The sequence below is a fragment of the Kitasatospora atroaurantiaca genome, assembly GCF_007828955.1.
GTDB lineage: Bacteria > Actinomycetota > Actinomycetes > Streptomycetales > Streptomycetaceae > Kitasatospora > Kitasatospora atroaurantiaca.
The window spans coordinates 1,965,072-1,988,830 of sequence record NZ_VIVR01000001.1 but is presented as its reverse complement, the minus strand read 5'-3'; the positions used below and the strand labels follow the sequence as shown (position 1 = coordinate 1,988,830).

Sequence of the window (23,759 nt, the reverse complement as noted above, 5' to 3'; positions counted from 1 at the left end):
TCAGCGGCGGCGGGCTTGCCGGATCGCGGCGGCGGCCAGCAGGGCGACCAGCGCGGCTCCGGCGATCAGGCCGACGGACGGGCCGGAGCCCGGGTGGGAGCCGGAGGCCGGTGCGGCGGGCTTGGGGTCCGACACGGTGTCACCGCAGCCCGTGCGCGGGTAGCCGGCGATGGCGCAGAGGATGCCGTTGGTGTCGTAGCGCAGCGGCGGGACGACGGCGGCGAGCACCTCGGCGGAGCTTGCGGTGGCCGGAACGGCGGCGCAGGCGGCGCGGGGGGCGGGCGGCGCCTCGCCGGACGGGGCGTCGGCGGGGGTGCCGAAGTCCAGCACCACGGCCACCCGCTTCCTTCCCGGCTGGGCGGGCGTCGCGGCGCAGATGGTGGCGAAGTCGCCGCCGGTGCCGGGGCGGGCGGCGTTGCGGCCGCCGTCGGGGCTGACGGCGAAGCGCCAGCCGTCCACGCCGCCGTCCTGCGGGACGTACACGGCGGGCCCCTGCTGCTGGTACGCCCAGGCGGAGTCGGACCACTTCCAGAACGACCAGTAGCGGTAGCCGGTGGCCTGTGCGGGGGCGGCGGCGAGGAGGGGCAGCAGGATGGCCAGTACGGCGGCGGCCAGGACCGCGGCCGTACGGCGTGGAGCGAGGGTCACTTCTGCTCGTCGCCCTCGGGCTTGTCCTCCGTGCTGGAGGTGGCGGGCTTGCCGGCCGCCTGCTGGTGGGCACCGCGCTTGCGGTTGAGGCTGATCAGCAGCCCACCGCCGATGCCGACCAGCAGGCCGATGCCGACCAGCCAGATCGGCGAGAAGCCGCCGTTGTCGTCGGCCTCGGTGATGCCGGAGCCCGGAGCCTTGGTGCCGTCAGGGTTCGCCGAGGCGGCCGAGGCGGCGGCCGAGGGAACCGACTTGGGCGCGGGGCCGGCGTCGATCAGCAGCTGGACGAGGTTGGTCCCACCGAAGTTGTACGGGTCCAGCTTGGCCGCCTGCGCGACCAGCAGCAGGGTGGCGGCGGCGGACGCGTCGGTGCCCGACTTGCCCTTCGCGGCCCAGGCGTAGCCGTTGCCGGCCAGCCAGTCGGCGGCGCTGGCGGCCTGGTGCGGGTGGCCGGCCTGGATCAGGCTGAGCACGGCCCACGAGGTCGCGGCGAAGTCGGGCGTCGGGGTGGCGCCCGGCATGGTCTGCATCAGGTGCTGGCCGTTGGCGTTCAGCTGGGCGACCAGGTACGCCGAGGCGGCCTCGGCCGACTCGGCACGGGGCACGGTCTTCTCGGTGGCGCCGGCGGCGCAGGTCAGCGGCTTGGGCGCCGCGTCGACCCGGTTGGTGTTGGTGACCGGGAGCTTGCCGCCCGCGGCGCCGAGGGTCGCCTGGGAGGCGGCGAGCGCGTTGGCGGCGAGGGCGCCGTCGGGTGCCGGCTGGTAGGCGAAGGCGCCGCGCTGGTCGGCGGGGGAGGCGCAGCCGAGCTGGAAGCCCGCCAGGCCGTCGTACGCGCTCTTCCCGCTCCTGGCGACGCCTGCCGGGTCGGTGCCGGTGGCGAGCAGGGCGCTGACGGTCAGACCGGTGGAGTCGGCGTCGCCCGGGTTGCCGGGGTTGTAGGCCCAGCTGCCGTCGGCGTTCTGGTTGGCCTTGATCCACTGGAGACCCTTGGCGACCGCGTCCTGGTGCCCGCCGAGCGTGCTCAGCGCCTGGACCGCGACGGCGGTGGCATTGCTGTCCTCGGTCTTGGCGTCGCACGCGGCGGCGGTGTCGGCCCGGAACGAAGGCCAGCCGCCGTCCGCGCACTGCTGGCCCGCCAGCCAGCTCACCGTGGACTCCGCCGGGACGACCTTGGCGCCCGCCAGCGCGGTCAGTGCCAGCGACTGGCGCCAGACACCGTCGTACGTCGGGTCACCCTTGCCGTAGATCCCGGCGGGCGCGGCGGGGGCGGAGGGAGAGGGGGTGTCGGCCAGGGCCGGCGCAGCGGCGGTGCCGGCCAGCAGCAGGCCGGCCAGCGCGGTGGCGCCCAGGCGGGCGGCGGTCAGCATGAGAGAGGGTTTGCCTTTCGGTGAGCGGTGCAGCGGCCCGTGACGGGCCGCCCGTAGACCTCGACGGGGCCGGACCGCGGTCCGGCGTTGCCGCTCGCCTCTCCCCGGGTGCTCCGACTTGCCCGGTTGCGGGCTCACGGTTGCGGGTCAGCGCCGGATTCGCACCGGCTTCCCCCGGGTGAGAAGCGGATGAAGTTTTTCAGCGCTGACGACTCTATCCGCCCGCTCGGGTGCGACCGTGCCGAGGCGGTGTGGCCTGCCTCGCACGGCTGCGGGGTGACTCCGCGCGACGAGAACCGGTATCAGTCTTCGCGATCTCACGACCCCTGGCTGAGCGTGAGCAGGCGGGCCGCCGTGTGGAGGTCCGCGCGGACCTCGGCCAGGGAGGCGCGGCCGGAGAGCCAGGCCAGCAGCGTCGCGTGCCAGGTGTGGCCGATGACGCGCAGCGCCGCCTGCTGCTCGGCGGTCGGCGTGCCCAGCTGGGCGGCGTCCAGGATGATGGCCGAGGTCAGGCCGCCGACCTCGTCCACCTCGGCGCTCACCGAGCGGTCGGCGAAGGACAGCGCCCTGACCATGGCCTCCGCCAGCAGCGGCTCGCGCTGCAGGGCGTGGAAGGCCTGGGTGAGCGTCTCGGCGACCCTGGCGGCCGGGTCCTCACCCGTCGGCGGGTGGCGCCGGACCTGCTCGTGGAGCTGCTGCAGCTGCTCCTGCATCACCGCGACCAGTAGGTGCACCTTGGACGGGAAGTACCGGTACAGCGTCCCCAACGCGACATGAGCGGTCTCGGCGACCTCGCGCATCTGCACCGCCTCGTACCCGCCCCGGGCCGCCAGCGCCTTCGAAGCCCGGAGGATGCGCCGGCGGCGTTCGGCCTGGCGCGGGGTGAGCACGGCCACGGGTGCGGCGGAGGTGGTCAAGGAGGCTCCCGGAGCGCATCGTCAGGTGCGGGGTCGCAGCGTGGCGTGAATCACCAGCCCTGGCTCGGAGGAGCAAGCTACGGGCCGGTATCTTCGAGGTCTCTCATTGTTCACTTGCCCAACGATGAGCTCCACCATCATGAAACGTGATCTACTTTACCGCTGCGGCCGTCCGGGCTCGGGTGGGTAGGGATAGGGGCCCAGGATGACCGCGCTGCCGCCACCGCTGCGGATCGCCCTGCTGTCCTACCGCGGTGACCCGTTCTGCGGCGGCCAGGGCGTCTACGTCCGGCACCTCTCCCGCGAGCTGGCCCGCCTGGGCCACCACGTGGACGTGATCGGCTCCCAGCCCTTCCCGGTGCTGGACGAGGTCGAGGGCCCCGGCTCGGTCCGGCTGGTGGAGCTGCCCAGCCTGGACCTGTACCGCGCGGACGACCCCTTCCGTACGCCGAAGCTCGGCGAGTACCGGGGGCCGGTGGACGTGCTGGAGGTCGCGGGCATGCGGACCGGCGGGTTCCCCGAGCCGCTCACCTTCTCCCTGCGGGCCCGCCAGTACCTCGCCCGGCACAAGGGCCGCTACGACGTCGTGCACGACAACCAGACCCTTGGCTACGGCCTGCTCGGCCTCGAGCGGCACGGCTTCCCGCTGGTCACCACCATCCACCACCCGGTCACCGTCGACCGGCAGCTGGAGCTTGACGCGGCGCCGACCAGGCTGCGCCGGCTCTCGCTGCGCCGCTGGTACGCCTTCACCCGGATGCAGCGCCGGGTCACGCAGCGGCTGGCGCACATCATCACCGTCTCCGGCAGCTCGAAGACCGAGATCGCCCAGCACCTCGGCGCCGCGCCCGGTGCCATCTCGGTGGTGCCGATCGGCGCGGACACCCGGCTCTGGTCCCCCTCGGACGAGGTCGCGGTCGTCCCCGGCCGGATCGTCGCCACCTCCAGCGCGGACGTTCCGCTCAAGGGCCTGGTGTACCTGGTCGAGGCGCTGGCCAAGGTCCGCACCGAGCGCGAGGCGCACCTGGTGGTGGTCTGCAAGAAGCGCGCGGACGGCCCGGTGGCCGAGGCGGTCCGGCGGTTCGGTCTCGAGCCGTACATCGAGTTCCGCAGCGGGCTGACCGACCAGGAGCTGGTGGACCTCTACCGCTCGGCCGAGGTGGCCTGCGTGCCCTCGCTGTACGAGGGCTTCTCGCTGCCCGCCGCCGAGGCGATGGCCACCGGTACGCCGCTGGTGGCGACCACCGGCGGGGCGATCCCCGAGGTCGCGGGGCCGGACGGGGAGACCTGCCTCGCGGTGCCGCCGGGCGACGCCGGTGCACTGGCCACCGCCCTCGGCCGGCTGCTCGACGACCCGGAGCTGCGCGCCGCCCTCGGCGCCGCCGGGCGCGAGCGGGTCCTGGCGAACTTCACCTGGCAGCGGGCCGCCGAGCTCACCGCCGACCGGTACCGCACAGCCATCGCGACCGGAGCGGGGCAGCGCGCCCGGGCCGGAAGCGGCTGGCGCTATGTCGCCTGACGTTCCGCCAACTATTCGTAGTACAGCAGCAGTAGTACAGCACCAACGAATGGGAGCCCCGCAGTGCTGACCGTCGATTTCTCCCGCTTCCCGCTCGCCCCCGGCGACCGGGTGCTCGACCTGGGCTGTGGCGGGGGCCGGCACGCGTTCGAGTGCTACCGGCGCGGCGCCGACGTGGTCGCCCTCGACCAGAACGGCGACGAGATCGCCGAGGTGCAGAAGTGGTTCGCCGCGATGAAGGAGGCCGGCGAGGCCCCGGCCGGTGCCTCGGCGGTGGCCATGGAGGGCGACGCGCTCGCGCTGCCCTTCGAGGACGAGACCTTCGACAAGATCATCATCTCCGAGGTGATGGAGCACATCCCGGACGACAAGGGAGTGCTCGCCGAGATGGTGCGCGTCCTGAAGCCCGGCGGGCTGCTCGCCGTCACGGTGCCGCGCTACCTGCCCGAGAAGATCTGCTGGGCGCTCTCCGACGAGTACCACGAGGTCGAGGGCGGCCACATCCGGATCTACCGCGGCGACGAGCTGCTCGACAAGCTCCGCGAGGCCGGCCTGAACCCCTACGGCACCCACCACGCGCACGCGCTGCACTCGCCGTACTGGTGGATCAAGTGCGCCGTCGGCGTCAACAACGACAAGGCGCTGCCGGTCAAGGCGTACCACCAGCTGCTGGTCTGGGACATCGTCGGCACCCCGGTGATCAGCTCGATCACCAAGGCCGCCGAGAAGGCGCTCAACCCGGTGCTCGGCAAGAGCTTCGTCGCGTACGCCACCAAGCCCAACAAGGCCGGCGCGTGACCGCGGCCGTCCCGGCGACCCTGCTGCTGGACGGCGTGCTGGACGCCGAGCAGGCCGCCGCCACGGTGCGCAGCATCCTCGCCGACCAGCAGGCCGACGGCGCCATCCCGTGGTTCGGCGGCGGTCACCTGGACCCCTGGGACCACACCGAGGCCGCCATGGCCCTCGACACGGCGGGCGAGCACGCCGCCGCCGAGGCCGCGTACCGCTGGCTGGTGGAGCGGCAGAACGCGGACGGCTCCTGGTACTCCGCCTACACCGACGGCGAGGTCACCAACGCGTCGAAGGAGACCAACTTCTGCGCGTACATAGCCGTCGGCGCCTGGCACCACCACCTCAGCACCGGTGACGACGCCTTCCTGGAGTGGGTCTGGCCGGCCGTCCGCCGCGCGCTCGACTTCACCGTCGCCCTGCGGCTGCCCGGCGGCCCGATCGCCTGGCGGCAGGACGAGGACGGTACGGCGCCCGAGGAGGCGCTGCTCACCGGCTCCTCCAGCATCCTGCATGCCCTGCGCTGCGGCCTGGCCATCGCCGACCACCTCGAAGAGCCCCAGCCCGACTGGGAGTTGGCGGCCGGACGGCTGCGGCACGCGGTCGCCGAGCACCCCGAGCGCTTCCTCGACAAGGACCGCTACTCGATGGACTGGTACTACCCGGTCCTCGGCACCGCCCTGCGAGGCCCCGCGGCCGCGATGCGGATCGAACGGGACTGGGACCGCTTCGTGGTGCCCGGCCTCGGTGTCCGCTGCGTCAGTGACCGCCCCTGGGTGACGGGTGGCGAGAGCGCCGAACTCGCCCTCGCCCTCTGGGCGGTGGGCCAGTCCGACCGGGCGGTGGAGATCCTGCGCTGGATCCAGCACCTGCGGCACACCGACGGCTCGTACTGGACGGGGTACGTCTTCGAGGACGACGCCATCTGGCCGGAGGAGCGCACCACCTGGACAGCCGGTGCGCTGCTGCTGGCGGTGGCCGCGCTCGGTGGGGACCATGCCACGGTGGCGGTGTTCAGCGGCGAGCAGCTGCCGAGCGGACTGGTCGTCAACGACTGCTGCTGAGACGGGACACACAGAGGCGGGGCCGGGTTCGAGAACCCGGCCCCGCCTCTGTGTGTCCCGCCGAGCGGGAATCAGCCGCGCTGGATGCCCGAGGTGTCGCTGAGCAGACCGTGGCTGCCGTCCTGCAGCTGGGCGACCAGGGCCGCGCCGCGCTGCTCGACCGCGAGGTACCAGGTGCCCGGGACGAGCTCGCCCACCGGCGGGCCGGCCGGGTTGTCCTTGGAGGCGAGCTGGCGGGGCGCCGGCACGGCGAACCAGAACGGGGCGAAGTCCGCGGCGGGCGCCGCCGAGGCCGGGGTCGGCATGGGCGTCGTGGCCGCGGGCTGGTGGTCCTGTGGCTGGCCGGGCGTCGGGTAGCCGTAGCCGCCGGGCTGCGGCTGGCCGCCGTATGCCGGGGCGCCGCCCTGGCCGGCGGGCGCGCCCGGGTAGCCGTACTGCAGGGGCTGGGTGACGCCGGGGCCGCCCGGGGCCTGGTAGCCGGCCGGGGCGCCGGCGTAGCCCTGCGGGGCGGCGGGCCGGTCGGCCAGCAGCGGGGCCTGCAGCGCGGGCACCAGCGGGGTGGCCACGGCCGCCCCCGCCAGGACCAGCACCGCGATGAAGGCGAGCCAGGCGCCGAAACCGTGGTTGACCAGGTCCGACGGGTCGTAGCTGATCCGGCCGGAGCTCTGCTTCTCGCCCGCCGAGATGTAGCCGCCACCGTTGTTGAACAGGGACCACAGGCCCGCCCAGCCGGAGAGCACCGCGAGGGCGACACCCCACTGGCGGAGCTTCAGCCCGGCGATCAGCCGGGTCTCGGCCTCCGCGCCCTGGAAGCGCGCCAGCAGGATCAGCGCGGCGGACGCGATGCCCGTGAGGAAGACCGTGGCCAGAATCGTCAGGAAGCCGCTGTGCCACACGGTGAGTGAGCACTGCGAGGAGCATTCCCTGCCGTTCGAGGTGTTGGCCTCGTAGAACGGGATGAAGGAAGAGATGAGCAGCAGGACGGCCGCACCTGCGACGGCGGCGTCTCCCCTGGTGAGAGCGCGCAGATTCACTAACGTTCCCCTCGTCGGTGTGTCGTGGACGGCGATTGTCGGGCAAAAGCCTAGGGCCAAGCTCTTCGCGTCTGCACAGCGGCCTCCGGAACGGGGCCGAGTCGTGGCGAATCACCGGGATTCCCCGGGGATCACCCCGCCGGTGTGGTCAGATAGGCGGTCAGCGCATCGGCGATGCCCTGGGCGGCCTGCTGGCGCCACTGAGGGTCCGTCATCCGCTTGGCATCGCCCGAGTTTCGCATGTTGCCGCACTCGATGAACACCTTCGGGATCCGGGACAGGTTCAGACCGCCCAGGTCGCTGCGGGTGTCCAGGGCCTGCTCGCCGATGTAGTCCGCGTACGGCTCGCCCGTGGCGGCCTTGAAGCTGTCGCGCAGCAGCAGCCCCAGCCGGTGGGAGGGCGCGACGATCGCCGAGGTGTCGGCCTTACCCGCCGTCACCTTGGCCGGCATGATCACGTGGAAGCCGCTGCCCGAGGCCGGGGCGCCGTCGCCGTGCACCGAGACGGCGGCGTCGGCATGAGCGTCGTTGCCGATCCGGGCCCGCTCGTCGATGCAGGGGCCCCAGGCACGGTCACCGTCCTGGGTGAACACGACCTTGGCGCCACGCGCCTCCAGGAGCGCCCGTGCGCGGTGGGACACGTCCAGGGTGTACTCGGCCTCGCTGTACCCGGAGTCGGTCGAGGTACCGGTGGTGTCGCACTCCTTGCGGCTGTTGCCGATGTCCACCTGACGGTTGATCTCGGTGGTGTGGCGGCCGTTGCCGGTGTTGTGGCCGGGGTCGAGCAGGACCGTCCGGCCGGTCAGGGGGTGACCGGCTGTGCCCGGCGCGGTGGTGGCGGGTGACGCGGTGCCGCCTGGTGAAGGGGTGGCCGAGGCGAGGGCGGTCGGCCAGGCGGTCGGCGCGTCGAAGGTGACGTCGGAGGTCGGGGGCACGGCTGACGAGGTGTCCGCGGCCCTCGCGGGCCCGTCACCCGCCAGGGCCTGCCAGCCCAGCCAGCCGGCGAAGCACAGCGGCAGGACGGCGCAGCCGAGGACGGTCAGGCGGAAGCGGGTGGAGCGACGGGGTGCGGGCCGCTCGTCGGTGGTGCCGGTCACGGGTGGTTCAGATCCTGTCCCAGGTACGCGGTGCCAGGTTGAAGGTGCCGGCCAATGAGTTCCACTTCGCCACGAAGTCCTTCTTCGACTGGGTGGCCTGCGGGTTGAGCTCGTTGGCGCGCTTCAGGTCGGCGGTGCTCGGAGCGGTGTCGTTGGTGCAGCCCTGGCTGCTGACGGTACGGGCCCAGGCGGCGTAGGCCCGGTCGATGTCGCCGGACTGCTGCCAGGCGGTGCGCAGGGTCTGCGCGGTCTCGGTGCCGCCCGGCAGGTCGCCCAGGTCGAGCTTGACCAGGTCGGCGATCAGTTGGTCGCGCTGCTTGGCCCCGGCGTCGAAGACCTCGGCGGCGCTGTTCACCTCGTCCTTCCCGGGGCAGCTGGTCACCTTGGCGACCGCATTGCCGATCGGCGCCTTCGCGCTCTCGCCCCGGCTGAGCAGGTCGTCCAGCGCCTTGGCCTGGGCGGCGGCGTTCGGGCCGGTGCCGGGGGCGGCCGAGGTGCTCGGGGAGCCGCTCGCGGTGGGGTCGGCCCCACCGGTCGTCTGCCCGGGCGCGGGAGCGGGCGCGGACTGCGGGGCGGTGGTGGCCGGGGCGGGTGCAGCCTGGTCCTTCGAACCGTCGGTGTCCTGGACGACCCACACCACGCCCACACCGAGCATCACGGCCATCGCCACGCCGAGCGCGATGTACAGCGGCGTACGGCTGCGGCGCGGCTCGTCGTCGTACGGGGCGACCTCCTCGTAGTCGCCGTACTCGGCCGGGCCCGGGTAGCCGACGGGCTGCGGGGGCTGCGGCGGGTACGGCTGCTGGTACGGCTGCGGGGAGTGCGGCTGCTGTGGTGGCTGCTGCGGCTGCGGGAACGGTGGCCGGCCGGGCGGGGGGAACGGTGGCTGCGCGGCGGCGGGGAAGCCGGGCTGCGTGGCGGGGGCCGGTCCGGCGTTCGGGAAGGCCGGGTGCGGGGCCTGGCCCACGGCGTGGCCCGGGAAGCCGCCGGGCGGGGCGGGCGGCGCGGCGGGGGCGGCCGGAGGAGCCGGGGCGGTCTGCGGGTGCGGCGGCGGGTACCCGTAACCGGCGGGCGGGGCCGGAGGTGGCGGGGCCGTCGGCGGCAGGTACGGGCGGGCCGCGAGCGGCGGGCCCTGGTCGTCGGCCGAGCCGGGGGGAGGCGGGGGCGGCGCCTGAGGGGGTACGTGCGGCGGCGGGACCATCGGCTGGTGCACCGTCGCCGCGTCCTGCGACGGCTTGCGCCGCACCCACCCACCGGCGCCTCCGCGCGCGGTGGGATCCCAGACCGCCGGCGCGGTGTTGTCCTGGTCGGTCATGCCCTCGCCCTCGCCCCCGCTGTCGTCTCGCGCGTCGTCGGTGACCGCACGTGTGAGTGCCGCATCGTCCGGGTGTTCGCCGACACCGTACCGGCCGTTCCCGGCGGAGGGTACGGCGGCACCCGGTGGATCCGGCCTGTGGGATGACGTTAAAGCATGGACGATCGTGCCCGCAGGAGCCTGAGGATCTTCGGGTGGGGCTATGCCTTCGTCCGGCGGAGCACCCGGAGTGAACCGGTGACCGAGACCTCTTCGAAGCCCTCGGCGAGCGCCCGCAGGAAGACCCGGTACGGGGCCTGGCCGCCGTCGGCCGGGTCCGGGAACACGTCGTGCACCACGAGCAGCCCGTCCTCGGCGAGGTGCTGCACCCAGCCCTCGTAGTCGCCCGTGGCGTGCTCGTCGGTGTGCCCGCCGTCGATGAAGACCAGCGCCAGCCTGCCGCCCCACACGGCGGCTACCTGCGGCGACCGGCCCACCAGGGCGATCACGTACTCCTCGAGACCGGCGCGGTGCAGCGTGCGGCGGAAGCTCGGCAGGGTGTCCATCAGACCGACCTCGGGGTCGACCAGGGTCGGGTCGTGGTACTCCCAGCCCGGCTGCTGCTCCTCCGAGCCCCGGTGGTGGTCCACCGTCAGCGCCACCGTCCCGGCCGCCCGGGCGGCGTCGGCCAGCAGGATCGCCGACCGCCCGCAGTACGTACCGATCTCCAGCACCGGCAGGCCCGTCCGCCCGGCCGCCTCGACCGCCGCCGCATACAGCGCCAGCCCCTCGTCCACCGGCATGAACCCGGTCGCCGCCTCGAAGGCCGCAAGCACCTCGGGCGCCGGTCGGCTGCTCTCCCGGAGGTCGGTCATGGCGCTGCTCCTTGCTGCTGTGCGGGTGGGTTCCTGGACCCTACTCGACGGTAGGGCGTCGGCTGTCGGCTGCCCCGGGTCGGTCCTCAGATCGCCAGCAGGCCCCTGACCACCCGTTCACGGGCCGCCGCCAGCTCGGCCTCGATCGCCGCGGACTCCCCGGCGGTGACGGTCACGGTCGGTTCCCGGGCCGGAAGGCGGTCGACCATGCTGATCCGCAGATGGGTCGGCGGGTGGGTACTGTCCACGGCGCCCAGGTCGAGCGCGGAGAGCCGGAGGCGGCGTTCGCGTTCCAGCGGTGGCAGAGAGGCCAGCTGTTCGGTCAGCTCGGTCCAGAGGTCCACGGCCGGCCGCCGGTCGGTCGGCACCGGACCGCGGCGCGTGCGGGGCAGCGTGCGGAAGCGCATCATCACCGTCTCGGCGCTCTGCTTCAGCAACAGCATCTCCAGCAGACCCTTGGCGGCGGCGGTCGAGCCCACCTCGGCGGCGAGGCCATCGGCACGGTACTCGGCGCCCTGTCCGGAGCGGGTGGTCAGCCGGTCGAGCAGGAGCAGGACCCCGAGGACCAGCCGGTTGACCACCCACAGCAGCGGGGCGGTGACCAAGGACGCGACGCCCCCGATGAAGCCGCCGCCGGACCAGGCGTCGCTCCGGTCGGGGGTGGTGAGGTGGTACCACTCGATGAGGGCATCGAGCGCGGTGCGCAGCCACAGGCGGCTGCGGTGGTCACCGTTGACGTCGTGTCCGAACTCGTGCCCCAGCAGGGCGACGCGCTGCTGCGGGGTCAGCGGTACCCAGAGCGGCAGCCCGAGGCGCAGCACGCTGCGACGGCGCAGCCCGAACCTGCCGAAGCCCGCGTTGAAGTCGTCGGTCACTCGGATCATGTCCACCGGCCTGGTGCCGACGGCTGCGGCCACCCGGTCGGCCAGACCGTAGAGCGCGGGGGCGTCGCTGCGGCGCAGGCTCGTCTCGTCGTGGCGCAACCGGCCGAACCGGGGGCGAAGCATGAAGGCGACGGCCAGGCCGAGCAGGCCGATGACGCGCAATGGCCAGGTCCCCGTGGAGAGCAATGCAACCGATCCGGCGAGCACGCAGAGCGTCACCAGGTGGATCAGCCCGGCGATCGCGACGGCGGCGAGCCAGGCGCCGTCGGAGCGACGCGGCGCGTCGCTCACCAGCGACTCGTACACCTTCTCGACACGGGCCCGGACGGCGCGCTTGCGGGCGGCCTCGCGGCGTTGGCGGCGCTTCTCACCCCGCTTCCGCTGCGCGACGGGCGCGGCTTCGGTGGACAGGTTCCACTCGCAGGCCGGGCACCAGGCCGGGAAACGCTCGTCGACGTCGAGAACGGCTGCGCAGTCCGGGCAGGTGTGAGGGGTGGCGACCTCGGTGGCGGGCATGAACGGAGATCATGCCAGGGTCCTTTCTGGAACTGGTTCCAGAAAGCTCCGTCTCGTAGGCTTCCCTCACCAGAGGGCGAACCCGGGAGCAGCCACATGCGCGCAGCGATCCTGCACGAGATCGGCCAGGACAAGCTGGAGGTCCGCGACGACGTCGAGGCGGTCGGCTTCGGGGCGGGGAAGGTGCGGGTACGGCTCCGTGCGACCAGTCTGTGCCACTCGGACCTGTCGGCGATGAGCGGGGTCCTGCCGCAGCCGGCGCCGTTCGTGCCGGGGCACGAGGGAGCGGGGGACGTGACCGAGGTCGGCGAGGGTGTGGCCGGCGTCGCGGTCGGGGACCGGGTGGTGCTCTGCTGGATGCCGCCCTGCGGTGCCTGCCCGCACTGTCTGCGCGGCCAGGCCCACCTCTGCGTCAGCAGCCTGCGGCGGCTCGGCACCCCGGGCTTCCGCTTCGGCGGCACCGACGCCTCCGGCTTCTACAGCACCGGCACCTTCGCCGAGGAGGTGGTGGTCACCGCCGACAGCGTGATCAAGGTGCCCGCCGACATGCCGTACGAGCTGGCGGCACTGATCGGCTGCGGTGTGACCACCGGACTGGGCGCGGCCGTCAACACCGCGCGGGTGGAGCCGGGCTCCTCGGTCGCCGTGATCGGCGCGGGCGGGGTCGGCATCGCGGCCGTGCAGGGCGCGCGGATCTGCGGGGCTGCGCAGATCACCGTGGTCGACCCGGTGGAGTCGCGGCGCGAGCGGGCGCTCGGGTTCGGGGCCACCGAGGCCATCGCTCCCGAGGGGCTCAAGGCCGCCGCGAAGAGCCAGGAGGCGGGCGGCTACGACTACGTCTTCGAGGCGGTCGGCCGCGCGAGCACCGTCCGTGCCGCCTACGACGCCGCGCGGCGCGGTGGTGCGGTGGTCGTGATCGGGGCCGGGCCGAAGGAGGACCTGGTCCAGTTCAGCATGGGCGAGCTGTTCTTCAACGAGAAGCGCATCCTGCCCTCGATGTACGGGGGCGACGACGTCCGGCGGACGGCCGCGCGGGCGGTCGAGCTCTGGCGGGCAGGGCGCCTCGACCTGGCGGGGATGATCACCCACCGGGTCGGGCTGGCCGAGGTGAACGAGGCGATCGCGCAGATGCGCAGCGGCGAGGCGCTGCGGACGGTCATCACGCTGGACTGACCGGTCCGGCCGACCGGCAACCTCAGGGGGCGCGGGGAACTGTTTGATCAACTGCCCGAGCCCCCTGTTCGTCCCTCTCGGCCGGAGGGACGGAGGCTCAGCGGCGGTGGCGGCCGTGCGGGTCGGCGTCGGCGGTGTCGTCGGGCGCGGTCACGCCCCGGTGCCGACCGTGCGCGGTGTCCGCGGCCGTGGCCTCGTCGGCGCCGGGCGCGGTGCTGTCGTGCTCGGTGGTGTCGGTGAGGGTTTCGGACATCAGCTTCGTCTTCTCCGTGCGGGGTTGCGGGTCTGTGGTGCCACGTGGCACCGGTCATCGGGCCGAGGCGCTTCGCCGACGGCGCGAGACGTGCCTGTGCCGGAAGCGTCACGGCCTGTACGGGGGCCACCATATCGGCCGGATCGGACGGGGACGTAGCGAGATCACCATCGGCCCGGCATGGTCGACGCCGGTCCGGTGGCCTGCGGTTCCGCCGTCCGCTCACCGCCGGAACCGCCGGACGGGGCCGATCCCAGCCAGTGGCCGACCAGTTCGCGGTAGAGCGGGGAGAGTACCTGGAGGTCGCCGTGGCGGGCGGTCAGGCAGTGGCCGGAATCCAGCAGAAGCACCCGATCGGCCCGCAGTGCCGAGCCGATCCGGTGGGCGATCACCACCAGGGTGCCCGGCCGCGCGGCGAAGGCCTCCTCGGCCCGGGCCTCGGCCGCCGGGTCCAGGTGGCAGGTCGCCTCGTCGAGCACCACCACGGGGGCGGGGGAGAGATACGTCCGGACCAGCGCGAGGAGTTGGCGCTCGCCGGCCGAGAGGGCGGCCGGGTCGGGCAGCACACCGTCCGGCCCGCCGAGCCGGGCCACCAACTCCTCTGCTCCCAGCAGAGCGACCGCGCGGGCGAGTTGGGCGTCATCGGCCTCCGGATTCAGCCAGCCGAGGTTCTCGCGCACGGTACCCGCGAAGACGTACGCCTCCTGCGGGACCAGCGCCAGCCGGCTTGCGCGGAGTGGGCCGGGGAGCAGATGCGGCTGGACGCCGCCGACCGACACCTCGCCGCGCTGCGGCGGGAGCAGGCCCGCCAGCAGGGCGGCGAGCGTCGATTTGCCCGCGCCGCTGGGGCCGACCACGGCGAGGTGCTCGCCCGGCGCCAGCTCCAGATCGAGGCCCGCGAGGACGGGCCGGGCGAGCGGCCCGTGGGCGTGGTGCAGGCCGGTGACGCGTACGGCGGGGCCGCCGGCGTCGGGGGCTTCGAGGGCTTCGGCGGCCTGGTCGGAGGCCGGGGCCGGGACCTGGACAGCGGCCAGGCGGTCGAGGACGACGGCGAGCTCCAGCACCCATCCGCCGGCCATCCCGGCCAAGGTCCTTACCGCGGGCTCCAGTTGCTGCAGCAGATAGGCCGCCACGCCGAGCACCTGGCCGGCCGTCAGCCAGTGCCGGTCGACCAGCCACGGGGTAGCCGCCACCACGGCGAGGACGGGGAGCCGGCCGCCGAGTGCCACGGTGAGCGAGCGGAGTGCGGCGGCCCGGCCGAGCGAACGGACCGCGTCCCCCTGGGCCTCGATGGTGGCTCCGACGGCCTCGCCGATGCGCTGCTGTGCGCCGCAGGCGGTGAGGTCGCGGAGCCCTTCGAAGGCGAGGCCGGCTTCGGCGGCCACCCGTTCGTCGGCGATCACCACCGCGCGCCGGCGTGCCACCAGCGGGCCGAGCAGCCGGACGAAGAGCCAGCCGGCGACGATCAGCGGCGGCAGGACCAGCGGCAGGGTGACGGGCGCGAGCAGGGTGAGCCCGAGCAGCGCTGCCACCAGCGTCACCCCGACGCCGCGCAGGGTCCGCAGCAGGGTGGCGGTCAACTGGCGGGCGGATTCGACCTGTTCGGTCAGCCTGGCGACCTCCGCCGGGCCCGCCTCGGGCCGGGCGAGCGCGCCGTGCACGACCCGGACGACCAGGGCGTCGCGCAGCGGCTCCACCACGGCGGCGACGTACGGGAACACCGCGCGGGCGGCGTACGCCCGGACGGCGGCGGCCGCCCCGAGCGCGGCCAGCCAGAGGCAGCCGACGCCGAGCCGGCCGGCCAGGAAGCCCTGGTCGGCCGCGGCCGAGAGCAGGATGCCGGAGAGCAGCGCGGGCAGCGCCTCCACCGTGGACCAGGCCAGCACCCGCACCAACGCGGGCCGGGTGGTGGCCAGTTGGCCGGCGAGCAGGGCGCGCCCGGAGGCGGCGCGAACCTCGCGATGGCGGCCCATCAGCGTCCCCCCGCGCGGGCCGTACGGAGCTCACGACGACGATCCATCAACGGACCTCCTTCCGTACGGATCCGAGCGGTCGCCCGCGGTGGGTATCACCGGGCGGCGGGGTCGAGGGCGGCCCCGGACAGGGCGGCGCGGTAGTCGGGGTCGGCGAGGAGGTCCGCGTGCGGGGCGAGCGCGCGCAGTCGGCCGCCGTCCAGCCAGGCCACCAGGTCGGCCCGGGCGGCGGCCTGGGCGCGATGGGCCACCACGAGCCGGGTGCGGCCCCGGGTGGAGTCCGCGAGGGCCTCGGTGACCTGGTGCTCGGTCGCCATGTCGAGGCTGGAGGTGGCGTCGTCGAGCACCACGATGCGCGGTTGCTGGGCCAACAGGCGTGCCAGGCCGAGGCGTTGCAGCTCGCCGCCGGACAGGCGCAGTTCCGCGAGTGGTGTCCGGTACCCCTGCGGCAGGCGCTCCAGGAAGCTGTCGGCGCGGGCGGCGCGCGCCTGTGCCGGGCCCGCGCCCTCCAGCGCGTCCCCGACCGTGGCGCCGACCAGGACCGGCCGCTCGAAGGCGTACCCGACCGCTCTGCGCAGCTCCGTGCCGGTCAGCTCGTCCACCGGCACCCCGTCGATCAGCACCCGCCCGGAGTCGGGTTCACGCAGGCGGCCGACCAGCGCCGTGAGCAGTGACTTGCCCGAGCCGGAGCGGCCCACCAAGGCGACCGTGCTGCCGCCGGGAACGGTGAGGTCCAGGGGCCCGAGCAGCACGTCCTCGCCGTCCCTCACCACCACCCCGCTGAAGGTCAACTCGCCCGGCCCGTCGGGAAGGAGCCGCGTGCCGTGGCGCGGCGCGGCCGTCGCCAGCACCTCGTCGACCCGGGCGCGGCCGGCCCGTGCGTGGGCGACCCCGACCAGCGCCTCGACCTGCTCGAAGAAGCCCACGCCGAGCGCCGCCCACCCGGCGGCCGCGGCCAGGGCTCCGGGGGGCAGCGCGCCCGCCGCCACCTGCCACCCGGCGGTGGCCAGCACGGCCAGCTCCACCACGGCGACGAGCAGGGTCGCCTGCCAGACCGTACGGCGCTGGGCGGACCACAGGGCATGGCCGGCGGCCGAGAGCCGGGGCAGTGGACGGAGCACCCGCCGGGCCTCCCGGTCCTCGGCCCCGGCCGCGTGGATGCTGCGCAAGCCGGCCAGCGCACCGGTGAGCCGGGCGGCCAGTTCGGACTGCACCTCCTGGTACCGGGTGAAGACCTGCCCGGCCTCGCGCAGGAAGAGGCGGATCAGGACGACGCCGGGCAGCACCCCGGCGAAGAAGGCCAGGGCCAGCCAGGGCGAGAGCAGGCCGAGCCCGATCACCGCGCCCAGCGAGGTCAGCAGCGCGGTGGCCGCGCCGAGCCGGGCCGGGAGCGCCCCGCCGGCGTCCGCCGCCGAGCCGACCAGCCGAGAGGTCAGATCGCCGCTGGGCGGCCCCTGCGGCGCGGGTCCGATCGCCAGGACGTGCCGTAGCAGCCAGCCGCGAAGGGCGACGGTGGCCTGGGCGGTGCAGGCGGGGCCGGCCGCGGCGGCCAGTGCACCGGCGGCCGCGCCGATCAACAGGACGCCGCCGAGCAGGGTGACGGGAGCGGCGGCCGGCCCGCCGAGCACGGCGTCGACCGCCCCGGCGACCGTGCCGGGCAGTGCGAGTGTCGCGGCCGCCTCCATGGGGACGGCCAGTGCGAGGACCAGGGCCCAGCCGCGCATCCTGCAACCCCTCGGTGAGTGTGGGAAGTGCTCCGTGAGTGTGGGAGGGCCGCGCCACCCCCCTGAAGGGCGTGGCGCGGCCCGGTCGACCGGTCTGTCCGCCTGCTACTAGCTGATGGTGAAGATCAGGCAGGTCAGGATCAGACAGGTGTACTGGCAGCCGCCGCCGTGGCCGGTCAGCTCGACGGACTCGGTCTCGGGCAGCTCCTGCAGGGCCGCGAGGTCGGTCTCGAAGTCCAGCATGTTCTCCATGATTGGGTCCTCCCCTTGGTGGTCACCGGCCGCGCGGTGCGACCGGCGGTGCGTTGCCACTCGGTGGTGGCAGCTGCGGCGGAACCCCTCCGCCGCAGGTCTGTCTCCCGGGCCCGCCGCTCGTCGGGCCCGGGAAGTCTCAGGTGGGCCGCCCGGTCCGCAGGAAGGCGGCCAGCAGCTCGTGCAGCACGGCGGCGCCCTCCTCGGCCAGCACCTCGTGCCCGGCCCCGGCGGCCTCCACGTAGCGGAAGTCGGATCCCTCCGCCCGGCCGATCCGCAGCAACTCGTGGCGCAGCGAACGGGACTGGCTGACGGGCACCACTTCGTCCCGGTCGCCGTGCAGGATCAGCAGCGGCGCGGTGATCCGGTGGACGAGCTGGAGCGCGTCGCGGGGGCCGCGGGCGTCCTCGATCGGATCGCCCCCGCCGAGCCGGGTGGTCAGCGCCCGGACCGGCGCGGCCGCCTCGGCCAGCAGCCGGGCACCGGACAGGAAGGGAGCGACCACGGCACAGCGGGCGATGTGTTCATCCGGGGTGTGGGCGGCCGCGAGCAGGGCGAGGAAGGCTCCGTAGCTCACGCCGAACAGGGACGGCGGCTCGAGTCCGAGCGCTGCCCGCTGCCCTGACAGCCCCTCGATCAGGTGCAGGATGTCCTCGAGGTCGGGGCCGCCCCAGGCGCCGCGGATGGTCATCGCGTGCTCCAGGCCGTAGCCGGTGCTGCCGCGCTGGTTGGGCGCGACCACCGCCAGGCCCTCGGCCGCCATCCGCTGAAGCGCCGGGTCGAACTCCAGCCGCCAGGCGTCCGCCGGGCCGCCGTGCAGGGCGATCACCAGGTGCGGGGTGCTCAGCCAGGCGTCGCCGCCGTACACCACGGCCTCGATCGGGCCGGCCGGGCCGGCCAGCTCCAGGCTCTGCGCGGAGTGCCAGCGGGTGCCGTCGCCGGGCTTGGCGCTGGCGTCCAGCCGCCAGCCGGGCGGCGAGGTGGGCGAGGTGCGGGAGACGCGGGCGGGTGAGGCCCAGGGCAGCGCCGCCTCCCGTCCGGCGCCGGCCGGCCCGCCGTGGGCGAGCGGCGCCAGCTGGAGCGGCAGGGCCATGGCCGAGGGCGCGCCCGTCGCACCGAGGCCGAGCAGGGTGTCGACGTCGAGGGTGGCCAGCCCGGCCGGGTGGTCCGGTGCCGAGTACGGCATCCGCAGGCCCGCCGCCGACCAGTGGCCGACCGCGCCCAGCCGCCCGGGCGGTACCGGCAGCGGATCGAGGTGCCCGCCCGCCGACTGCCAGAGGGCGAGCGCCGAGGCGGCGCCGCGGTCGATCTGCAGCACGACCCGGGGACCGTCCGCGAGGTCCTGGGAAGGTGCTTCGGTGCCCATGGCAGGGGAGGGCGACTGGGCGATCGGCCGCAGGAACATCCCCGGGACGTGCAGGCACTCCGGGAAGCGCAGCGGCTCCGCGCCGCCCAGGACGCCCCAGCCGAGCCGGTCGGTGCCGGGGGCGTCGCTGCGCACCATCGCGAAGCGGGTGTCCGGGTCGAACAGCACCAGTCGGTCGTTGCTGCGCTCGGCGATCTCCAACAGGGGTGTGACCCGGCCGAGTTCGAGGTCCAGCGCGACGGACTTGACGACGCCGGAGGTGACCCGGTCGAGGGCGAGCAGCCGCCCGGCGCGGTCGAGCCAGACGCCGCCGCCGTGCAGCCCGGGGAGCTCGGCCACCTGCTCGGGCTCCGAACCGTCGGCGGCCACCAGCCACACCGTGGTGACCGGCCGGGTGTCGGTGCCGAGCGCGACGGCCACCGGCGCGTCGGCCGCCCGCGCGCCGCCGGGCAGCGGCAGCAGGCGCAGGCCGGGCATCCGGAGGGTGGTCAACTGCTGCTCGGTGACCGGGTGTTCGGGGCTCGGCGGCGACACCAGGATCAGGCTGTGCCGGTCTCCGTCATGCCGGCAGACCAGGACCCGGCCGTCTGGCAGCGAGACCAACTGCGAGCGAAGACTCTCCGAGCGGTTTCCGGGCAGCGGCAGTGCGGTCGGTTCGGCCGGTCCGTCGGCGGGCAGCCGCCAGCTCTCGGCGTACCAGCCGCCGTCGGCGCCGGCCGCCAGACAGGCGGCGTGGGAGCCGTCGGGGGCGAAGGTGAAGCTCAGTCGGCGCAACGCCTGGGCTGTGGTGCGGGTGGCGATGCTCATCGTGGGCTCACCTCCGGTTGAGTGGTCGAGTGGAGTGGTCGGACGGGGTGTCAAGGCCGGCTCATGGTCAGGCCTGCGCCGAGCGGTTGCGGATCGAGCCAGATCCGCGGGCCGCCGTGCCGCAGCCGTAGCAGGAAGGCGAGGGCGCCCGAGGTGCCCGTGCCGTAGGCCGGGGTGCAGCCCGTACCGGTCTCGTCGGGGAGGATGAGCCGGCCGTCCCGCAGTGCCGCGCGGGCCGCGATCAGCCGGGCCAACTCCTCGGCGCCGGAGCGGAACCGGCGCTCGCCGGTGGCCTCGGCCAGGTCGAGCAGGTACTCGCCGTTGCCGGCCAGGCCGTGGCAGGCGCAGACCCCGCTGTGCCAGCGGCCGTCCAGCACCGCCTGCCCGGCCGCGAGCGCCAGCTCGTACGCGTCGCTGTCCCCGGTCGCCTGCCAGAGGCGGACCAGGAAGCTGCCCACACCGGACGAACCGCTGCACCAGTGCGCCAGCCGGACGCTCTCCGGGTCGCCTTCGCTCTGCGGCCACCAGCCGGCCGCGCCCTCGCGCCGGACGGTCGCGGCCAGCGTCCCGGCGGCCTGCCGGGCCGAGGTGAGCAGCTCGTCGTCGCCGGTGGCCTCGGCGGCCGCGAGCAGGAAGGCACCGACTCCCGCCACCCCGTGGGCGTACCCGAGATGCGTGACCCCGGCCAGGCTGGAGTCGAAGCTCCTCGGCACGGGCCAGACCGTGCCGTACGGCTCGCGCTGCGCGGCGGCCAGCAGGCCATGGGCGCACGCGGCCGCTCGGTCGAGGAACTCGCTCGATCCGGTGGAGCGGTACAGCCGCAGCTGCAGGAAGCCGGCGCCGGCCGCGCCGTGGCAGACGTCGGGGTTGGGCCAGGTGAGCTGGACGCGCCGCGCCAGCGCGGCGGCCCGGTCGGCGAGCGCCGGGTCGGCCAGCGCCTCGGCGGCGTCCAGCAGGGCCCAGGCGGTACCGGACCGGCCGAAGTGCAGGCCTGGCAGCACGACGGGCTCGGCGGCGCAGCGCCGTTCGATCCACTCGGCCGCCAACTTCGCGGTGTCGCGGGCCGATTCACGGACGGGCCCGGGCAGTGGCGCACAGGCCGCGCGGGCGAGCACCGCGAGCACGCCGGCCGCGCCGTGCTGGACGTTGCAGGGGTCGGTGAGCTGCCCGGCCGGGACGGTGGGCCAGAGCCGGTCGCGGCGCTGCGGGGTGGCGGTCAGGGCCAGGTGCCGCAGGCCGTCATGGAGCAGCCGGTCGAGCAGGGGCTCGCCTGCGGGCGGGGCGGTCTGCAGCGGTACCGAGTCCGCCAGTGCAGCCCGGACCCGGGCCAGACTCCAGCGCTGCCCGGGCTCCTCGGCGCGCAGCCCGAGCACGATCGGGGCCAGCCGGCGCGCCGTGCCGCCCTCACGTGCGGCCAGCGCCAGCCAGCGGCCGAGCCGCTCGGCGACCGGGCGGGCCCGGGGCAGATCCTCGGGCAGCAGCGGGTCGTGCCCGGTGGCCAGCAGGAAGAACAGTCCGCCCATTGCGTACAGGTCGGCGCTGAACTCGGCGGGGGAGCAGAGCCGGACGGGGCCCTGCTCGGGCGCGCGGTACCCGGGGGTGCCGGCCGAACCCGCGGTGGTTCCGACGGGGGCCGCGAGCTCCAGGTCGATCAGCCGGAGCCGGCCGTCGGGCCGGACCATCACATTGCCCGGTGCCAGGTCGCGCAGCACCAGCCCCTCGGCGTGCACCCGCTCCAGCAGCTCGACCAGGGCGAGCGCCATCGGACCGGCCTCCGCCCAGGCGACATCCGGTGCGCCGTCCCGCCGTAACCGCCCGGCGACCCAACTGCCCAGCGGCTGGCCGGGGATGCGTTCCTGCACCAGAAAGAGCGAGTCGCCCTGCTCGAGCAGCTGGACCGGGCGGGGCGTGAGCTCCTGGCCGTCGAGCCGGGCCAGCAGCCGTGCCTCGTGGCGCAGGGCGGCCCTGGCCTCGGTACCGGAGCGGTCCACCTCGATGTGCGCCCGGGCCTGCTTGACCACGACCTCGGCGCCGCTCGCGGTGTCCCGGCCCAGGAAGACGCCCCCCTTGGCGCCGTGGCGTACGGCGGCCGTCAGCGCGTACCGGCCGCCCAGCAGCACCCCGCCCGGGCCGGGCCTGGCCCCGCTCGGTTTGGTCGACCCCCTCCCCTCGACGGGGTCGACCGCCCAGGGCGGACATCGGTAGCTCGCGGTGCGGACGTCCTCGATGCGGGCGCCGTCCGGTCCGTACAGCATCGAGCGGTACGCGCCGTCGTTGCCGAGCTCGGCGCGGCCCGCGAAGGCGCCGTACCGGTAGTGCACCCGGCTGCCCGGCGCGTACGGCCGGTCGGAGAGCACGGTCGGGCCCGGCAGGCTCTCCGTCGCGCGGTGTAATTCCTCGGCGATCCGCCGGAATTGCTCTTCGTCGGCCGGGTAAACGGTGATGAATTTCCCGGCCGAGCCGCGCTCGCTGTTCCGGGAATTCAGTTCATGGAGCTTTTCCCGGTCCGCGGCGAACTTGAATGCGCAGGGGTCCTCGGCGATGACGGCGGCGACGGCCGCGAGTACCTCCACCGCCACCTCGGAGGCTGCGCTGACATGCAGTTTCCAGCCTTGCTCGGGTATCTCCGGCGCGGCCGGCCGGGCCGTGCACCAGAAGCCCTCGACGGTGAACCCCCAGTCACCGCCCCCTCCCCGGCTCCCGGTACCGGCCACGGCCGCCCGCGCCACCTCCAGCAACGTGCCGTCCGCGTCCGGCGCGTCGCCGACCGATCCCGGCCCCCCAGCCGTACGCAGCGGTGTGCCCGCCCCCATCTGCTTCACACCCCTTCGTCGCGTCGCCGATGGTGCCCACTGCTCCGGCACCTCGGCCTGATCGGTCTTCGGAAGTACGGGAATCACCCCGGCCGCGTCCGCCGTCCGGAGCATCTCGCCGCCGCCCGCGAGATCGGCTGATCTGCGGAATGCAATGATCCGGAATTCGGTGGAGCGCCCTTTCGACCCCCCTGGTCGAGGCAACTCTCGTTCGCACCACTGAAGTTACTTTCGAGAAGGGTGTGGCTCAACGCTCAGCGGGTCACTTCACTCGTAAGGGTGATCTCGATTCGTTTTCGAATGCGTGCGACCCCGACGGTGTGACCAGAGCACGACGGGTGGGCGTCACTCGGGGCGTCCGGCGGGCCGGCCGTCTGCCCCTGAGCGCCGCTTCGCGCTGGTTGACGAGCAGCTGTACGGGCTGCGCACGCCCCGGCGGCCCGCTGCCGGGGCCCGGGCGGCCCTTCGCGCGCGGTAGTCTCAACAGGTGCCGAAACTGTCCGACGTCATCAGCGCGCTCGAAGAGCTCTACCCGCCGCAGTGGGCGGAGTCGTGGGACGCCGTCGGCCTGGTCTGCGGCGACCCCGAGGCCCAGGTCGGCCGCGTCCTGTTCGCCGTCGACCCCGTGCAGGCGGTGGTCGACGAGGCGGTGGAGTGGGGCGCCGATCTGGTGGTCACCCACCACCCCCTCTATCTGCGCGGCACCACCAGCGTTGCGGCGACCGGCTTCAAGGGCCGGGTCGTGCACACCCTGATCCGCGCCGGGATCGCCCTGCACGTCGCCCACACCAACGCGGACCACGCCGACCCGGGTGTCTCCGACGCCCTCGCCGAGGCGGTCGGTCTGCGCGTCCTCGCGCCGCTGATCCCGGACCCGACCGACCCGGCGGGCCGTCGCGGCACCGGCCGGATCGGCGTCCTGGAACCACCGCTGACCCTCTCCGCCTTCGCCGCCCAGGTCGCCGCCGGTCTTCCGGCCACCGCCACGGGCGTCCGGGTGGCGGGGAACGTGGACCGGCTGATCAGCAGGGTCGCGGTCTGCGGCGGCTCCGGTGACAGCTTCTTCGCCGAGGTCCGCGCCGCCGGCGTCGACGCGTACGTCACGGCCGACCTGCGCCACCACCCGGCCTCGGAGGCCACCGAGGCGGCGCCGGTCGCGCTGGTGGACGCCGCGCACTGGGCCACCGAGTGGCCCTGGCTGAACCTCGCCGCACGCAGCCTCGTCTCGCTCGCGGACAAGCACGGCTGGGACCTGGAGACCAAGGTGTCCCACCGGGTCACCGATCCGTGGACCGCCCATGCCCCGATGACCCCCGGCGCGAACCCGTGACTCCCGGCCCACCGTGACGCCGTGCCCACGTGCCGCCGCGCACCCCTGAACCCGACCTGAACCT

At 74.5% G+C, this 23,759-nt stretch carries 19 protein-coding genes and 1 riboswitch; of the genes, 5 read left to right on the top strand and 14 right to left on the bottom strand.

Translation table 11 applies throughout. The features are described 5' to 3' along the window. The 3 genes from FB465_RS08930 to FB465_RS08920 all read right to left on the bottom strand — a co-directional run bounded on the left by FB465_RS08930 (nt 1) and on the right by FB465_RS08920 (nt 2,932). Entirely contained in the window at nt 1-648 is a 648-nt protein-coding gene (locus FB465_RS08930) for an SCO2322 family protein (RefSeq protein ID WP_145789250.1), read from the bottom strand. Beyond that, entirely contained in the window at nt 645-2,015 is a 1,371-nt protein-coding gene (locus tag FB465_RS08925; RefSeq protein WP_145789248.1) for an SCO2321 family membrane protein, read from the bottom strand. The genes FB465_RS08930 and FB465_RS08925 overlap by 4 nt, the downstream gene beginning before the upstream one ends. A gap of 86 nt (nt 2,016-2,101) precedes the next feature. Further along, nucleotides 2,102-2,213: riboswitch (cobalamin riboswitch) on the bottom strand. A 119-nt stretch (nt 2,214-2,332) separates the two neighbouring features. Continuing rightward, complete coding sequence (locus FB465_RS08920) at nt 2,333-2,932, bottom strand: TetR family transcriptional regulator (protein WP_145789246.1); 600 nt, start codon at nt 2,930-2,932, stop codon at nt 2,333-2,335. Nucleotides 2,933-3,137: 205 nt separating this feature from the next. Here FB465_RS08920 and FB465_RS08915 point away from each other — a divergent pair, with 205 nt between their 5' ends. The 3 genes from FB465_RS08915 to FB465_RS08905 all read left to right on the top strand — a co-directional run bounded on the left by FB465_RS08915 (nt 3,138) and on the right by FB465_RS08905 (nt 6,304). After that, nucleotides 3,138-4,451: a glycosyltransferase family 4 protein gene (locus tag FB465_RS08915; protein WP_145789244.1), complete on the top strand. Its 1,314-nt coding sequence runs from the start codon at nt 3,138-3,140 to the stop codon at nt 4,449-4,451. A gap of 63 nt (nt 4,452-4,514) precedes the next feature. Continuing rightward, entirely contained in the window at nt 4,515-5,249 is a 735-nt protein-coding gene (locus tag FB465_RS08910) for a class I SAM-dependent methyltransferase (RefSeq protein ID WP_145789242.1), read from the top strand. Then, nucleotides 5,246-6,304: a prenyltransferase gene (locus tag FB465_RS08905; RefSeq protein ID WP_246192582.1), complete on the top strand. Its 1,059-nt coding sequence runs from the start codon at nt 5,246-5,248 to the stop codon at nt 6,302-6,304. Before FB465_RS08910 ends, FB465_RS08905 begins: the two co-directional genes overlap by 4 nt. 71 nt (nt 6,305-6,375) lie before the next feature. Here the strand turns inward: FB465_RS08905 and FB465_RS08900 are convergent, their stop codons facing one another. The 5 genes from FB465_RS08900 to FB465_RS08880 all read right to left on the bottom strand — a co-directional run bounded on the left by FB465_RS08900 (nt 6,376) and on the right by FB465_RS08880 (nt 12,004). Next, nucleotides 6,376-7,338, bottom strand: coding sequence for a DUF5336 domain-containing protein (locus FB465_RS08900; protein ID WP_145789241.1), 963 nt, complete (start codon nt 7,336-7,338; stop codon nt 6,376-6,378). 131 nt (nt 7,339-7,469) lie between these two features. Further along, nucleotides 7,470-8,435 carry an N-acetylmuramoyl-L-alanine amidase gene (locus FB465_RS08895; protein ID WP_145789239.1) on the bottom strand — a complete coding sequence of 322 codons (966 nt, stop codon included), beginning with the start codon at nt 8,433-8,435 and terminating at the stop codon, nt 7,470-7,472. 7 nt (nt 8,436-8,442) lie between these two features. After that, complete coding sequence (locus tag FB465_RS08890) at nt 8,443-9,750, bottom strand: hypothetical protein (protein WP_145789237.1); 1,308 nt, start codon at nt 9,748-9,750, stop codon at nt 8,443-8,445. Between the two features lie 200 nt (nt 9,751-9,950). Then, complete coding sequence (locus FB465_RS08885) at nt 9,951-10,604, bottom strand: class I SAM-dependent methyltransferase (protein WP_145789235.1); 654 nt, start codon at nt 10,602-10,604, stop codon at nt 9,951-9,953. A gap of 86 nt (nt 10,605-10,690) precedes the next feature. Next, complete coding sequence (locus FB465_RS08880; RefSeq protein ID WP_145789234.1) at nt 10,691-12,004, bottom strand: M48 family metallopeptidase; 1,314 nt, start codon at nt 12,002-12,004, stop codon at nt 10,691-10,693. 96 nt (nt 12,005-12,100) lie between these two features. Between FB465_RS08880 and FB465_RS08875 the strand changes: the two genes are divergently transcribed. Then, complete coding sequence (locus FB465_RS08875) at nt 12,101-13,177, top strand: Zn-dependent alcohol dehydrogenase (RefSeq protein ID WP_145789232.1); 1,077 nt, start codon at nt 12,101-12,103, stop codon at nt 13,175-13,177. Between the two features lie 97 nt (nt 13,178-13,274). Here FB465_RS08875 and FB465_RS35665 read toward each other — a convergent pair whose 3' ends face one another. The 6 genes from FB465_RS35665 to lanL all read right to left on the bottom strand — a co-directional run bounded on the left by FB465_RS35665 (nt 13,275) and on the right by lanL (nt 22,365). Then, the gene (locus FB465_RS35665; RefSeq protein WP_170290531.1) at nt 13,275-13,430 is read right to left on the bottom strand and encodes a hypothetical protein; all 156 of its coding nucleotides are present in this window, start codon (nt 13,428-13,430) and stop codon (nt 13,275-13,277) included. A 164-nt stretch (nt 13,431-13,594) separates the two neighbouring features. Next, the gene (locus tag FB465_RS08870) at nt 13,595-15,403 is read right to left on the bottom strand and encodes an ATP-binding cassette domain-containing protein (protein WP_145789230.1); all 1,809 of its coding nucleotides are present in this window, start codon (nt 15,401-15,403) and stop codon (nt 13,595-13,597) included. Between the two features lie 95 nt (nt 15,404-15,498). Continuing rightward, nucleotides 15,499-17,127 (bottom strand): ATP-binding cassette domain-containing protein, encoded by a 1,629-nt coding sequence (locus tag FB465_RS08865; RefSeq protein ID WP_145789229.1) that lies wholly within the window; start codon nt 17,125-17,127, stop codon nt 15,499-15,501. Between the two features lie 108 nt (nt 17,128-17,235). Then, on the bottom strand, nt 17,236-17,379 hold the full coding sequence (locus tag FB465_RS35660) for a VenA family class IV lanthipeptide (RefSeq protein ID WP_170290433.1): 144 nt from the start codon (nt 17,377-17,379) through the stop codon (nt 17,236-17,238). 139 nt (nt 17,380-17,518) lie between these two features. Further along, nucleotides 17,519-19,552 carry an alpha/beta hydrolase family protein gene (locus FB465_RS08860; protein WP_145789227.1) on the bottom strand — a complete coding sequence of 678 codons (2,034 nt, stop codon included), beginning with the start codon at nt 19,550-19,552 and terminating at the stop codon, nt 17,519-17,521. Nucleotides 19,553-19,602: 50 nt separating this feature from the next. Beyond that, the gene (gene lanL, locus FB465_RS08855; protein WP_170290530.1) at nt 19,603-22,365 is read right to left on the bottom strand and encodes a class IV lanthionine synthetase LanL; all 2,763 of its coding nucleotides are present in this window, start codon (nt 22,363-22,365) and stop codon (nt 19,603-19,605) included. A gap of 487 nt (nt 22,366-22,852) precedes the next feature. Here lanL and FB465_RS08850 point away from each other — a divergent pair, with 487 nt between their 5' ends. Continuing rightward, nucleotides 22,853-23,695 carry a Nif3-like dinuclear metal center hexameric protein gene (locus FB465_RS08850; protein ID WP_145789223.1) on the top strand — a complete coding sequence of 281 codons (843 nt, stop codon included), beginning with the start codon at nt 22,853-22,855 and terminating at the stop codon, nt 23,693-23,695. Nucleotides 23,696-23,759 lie beyond the last annotated feature (64 nt).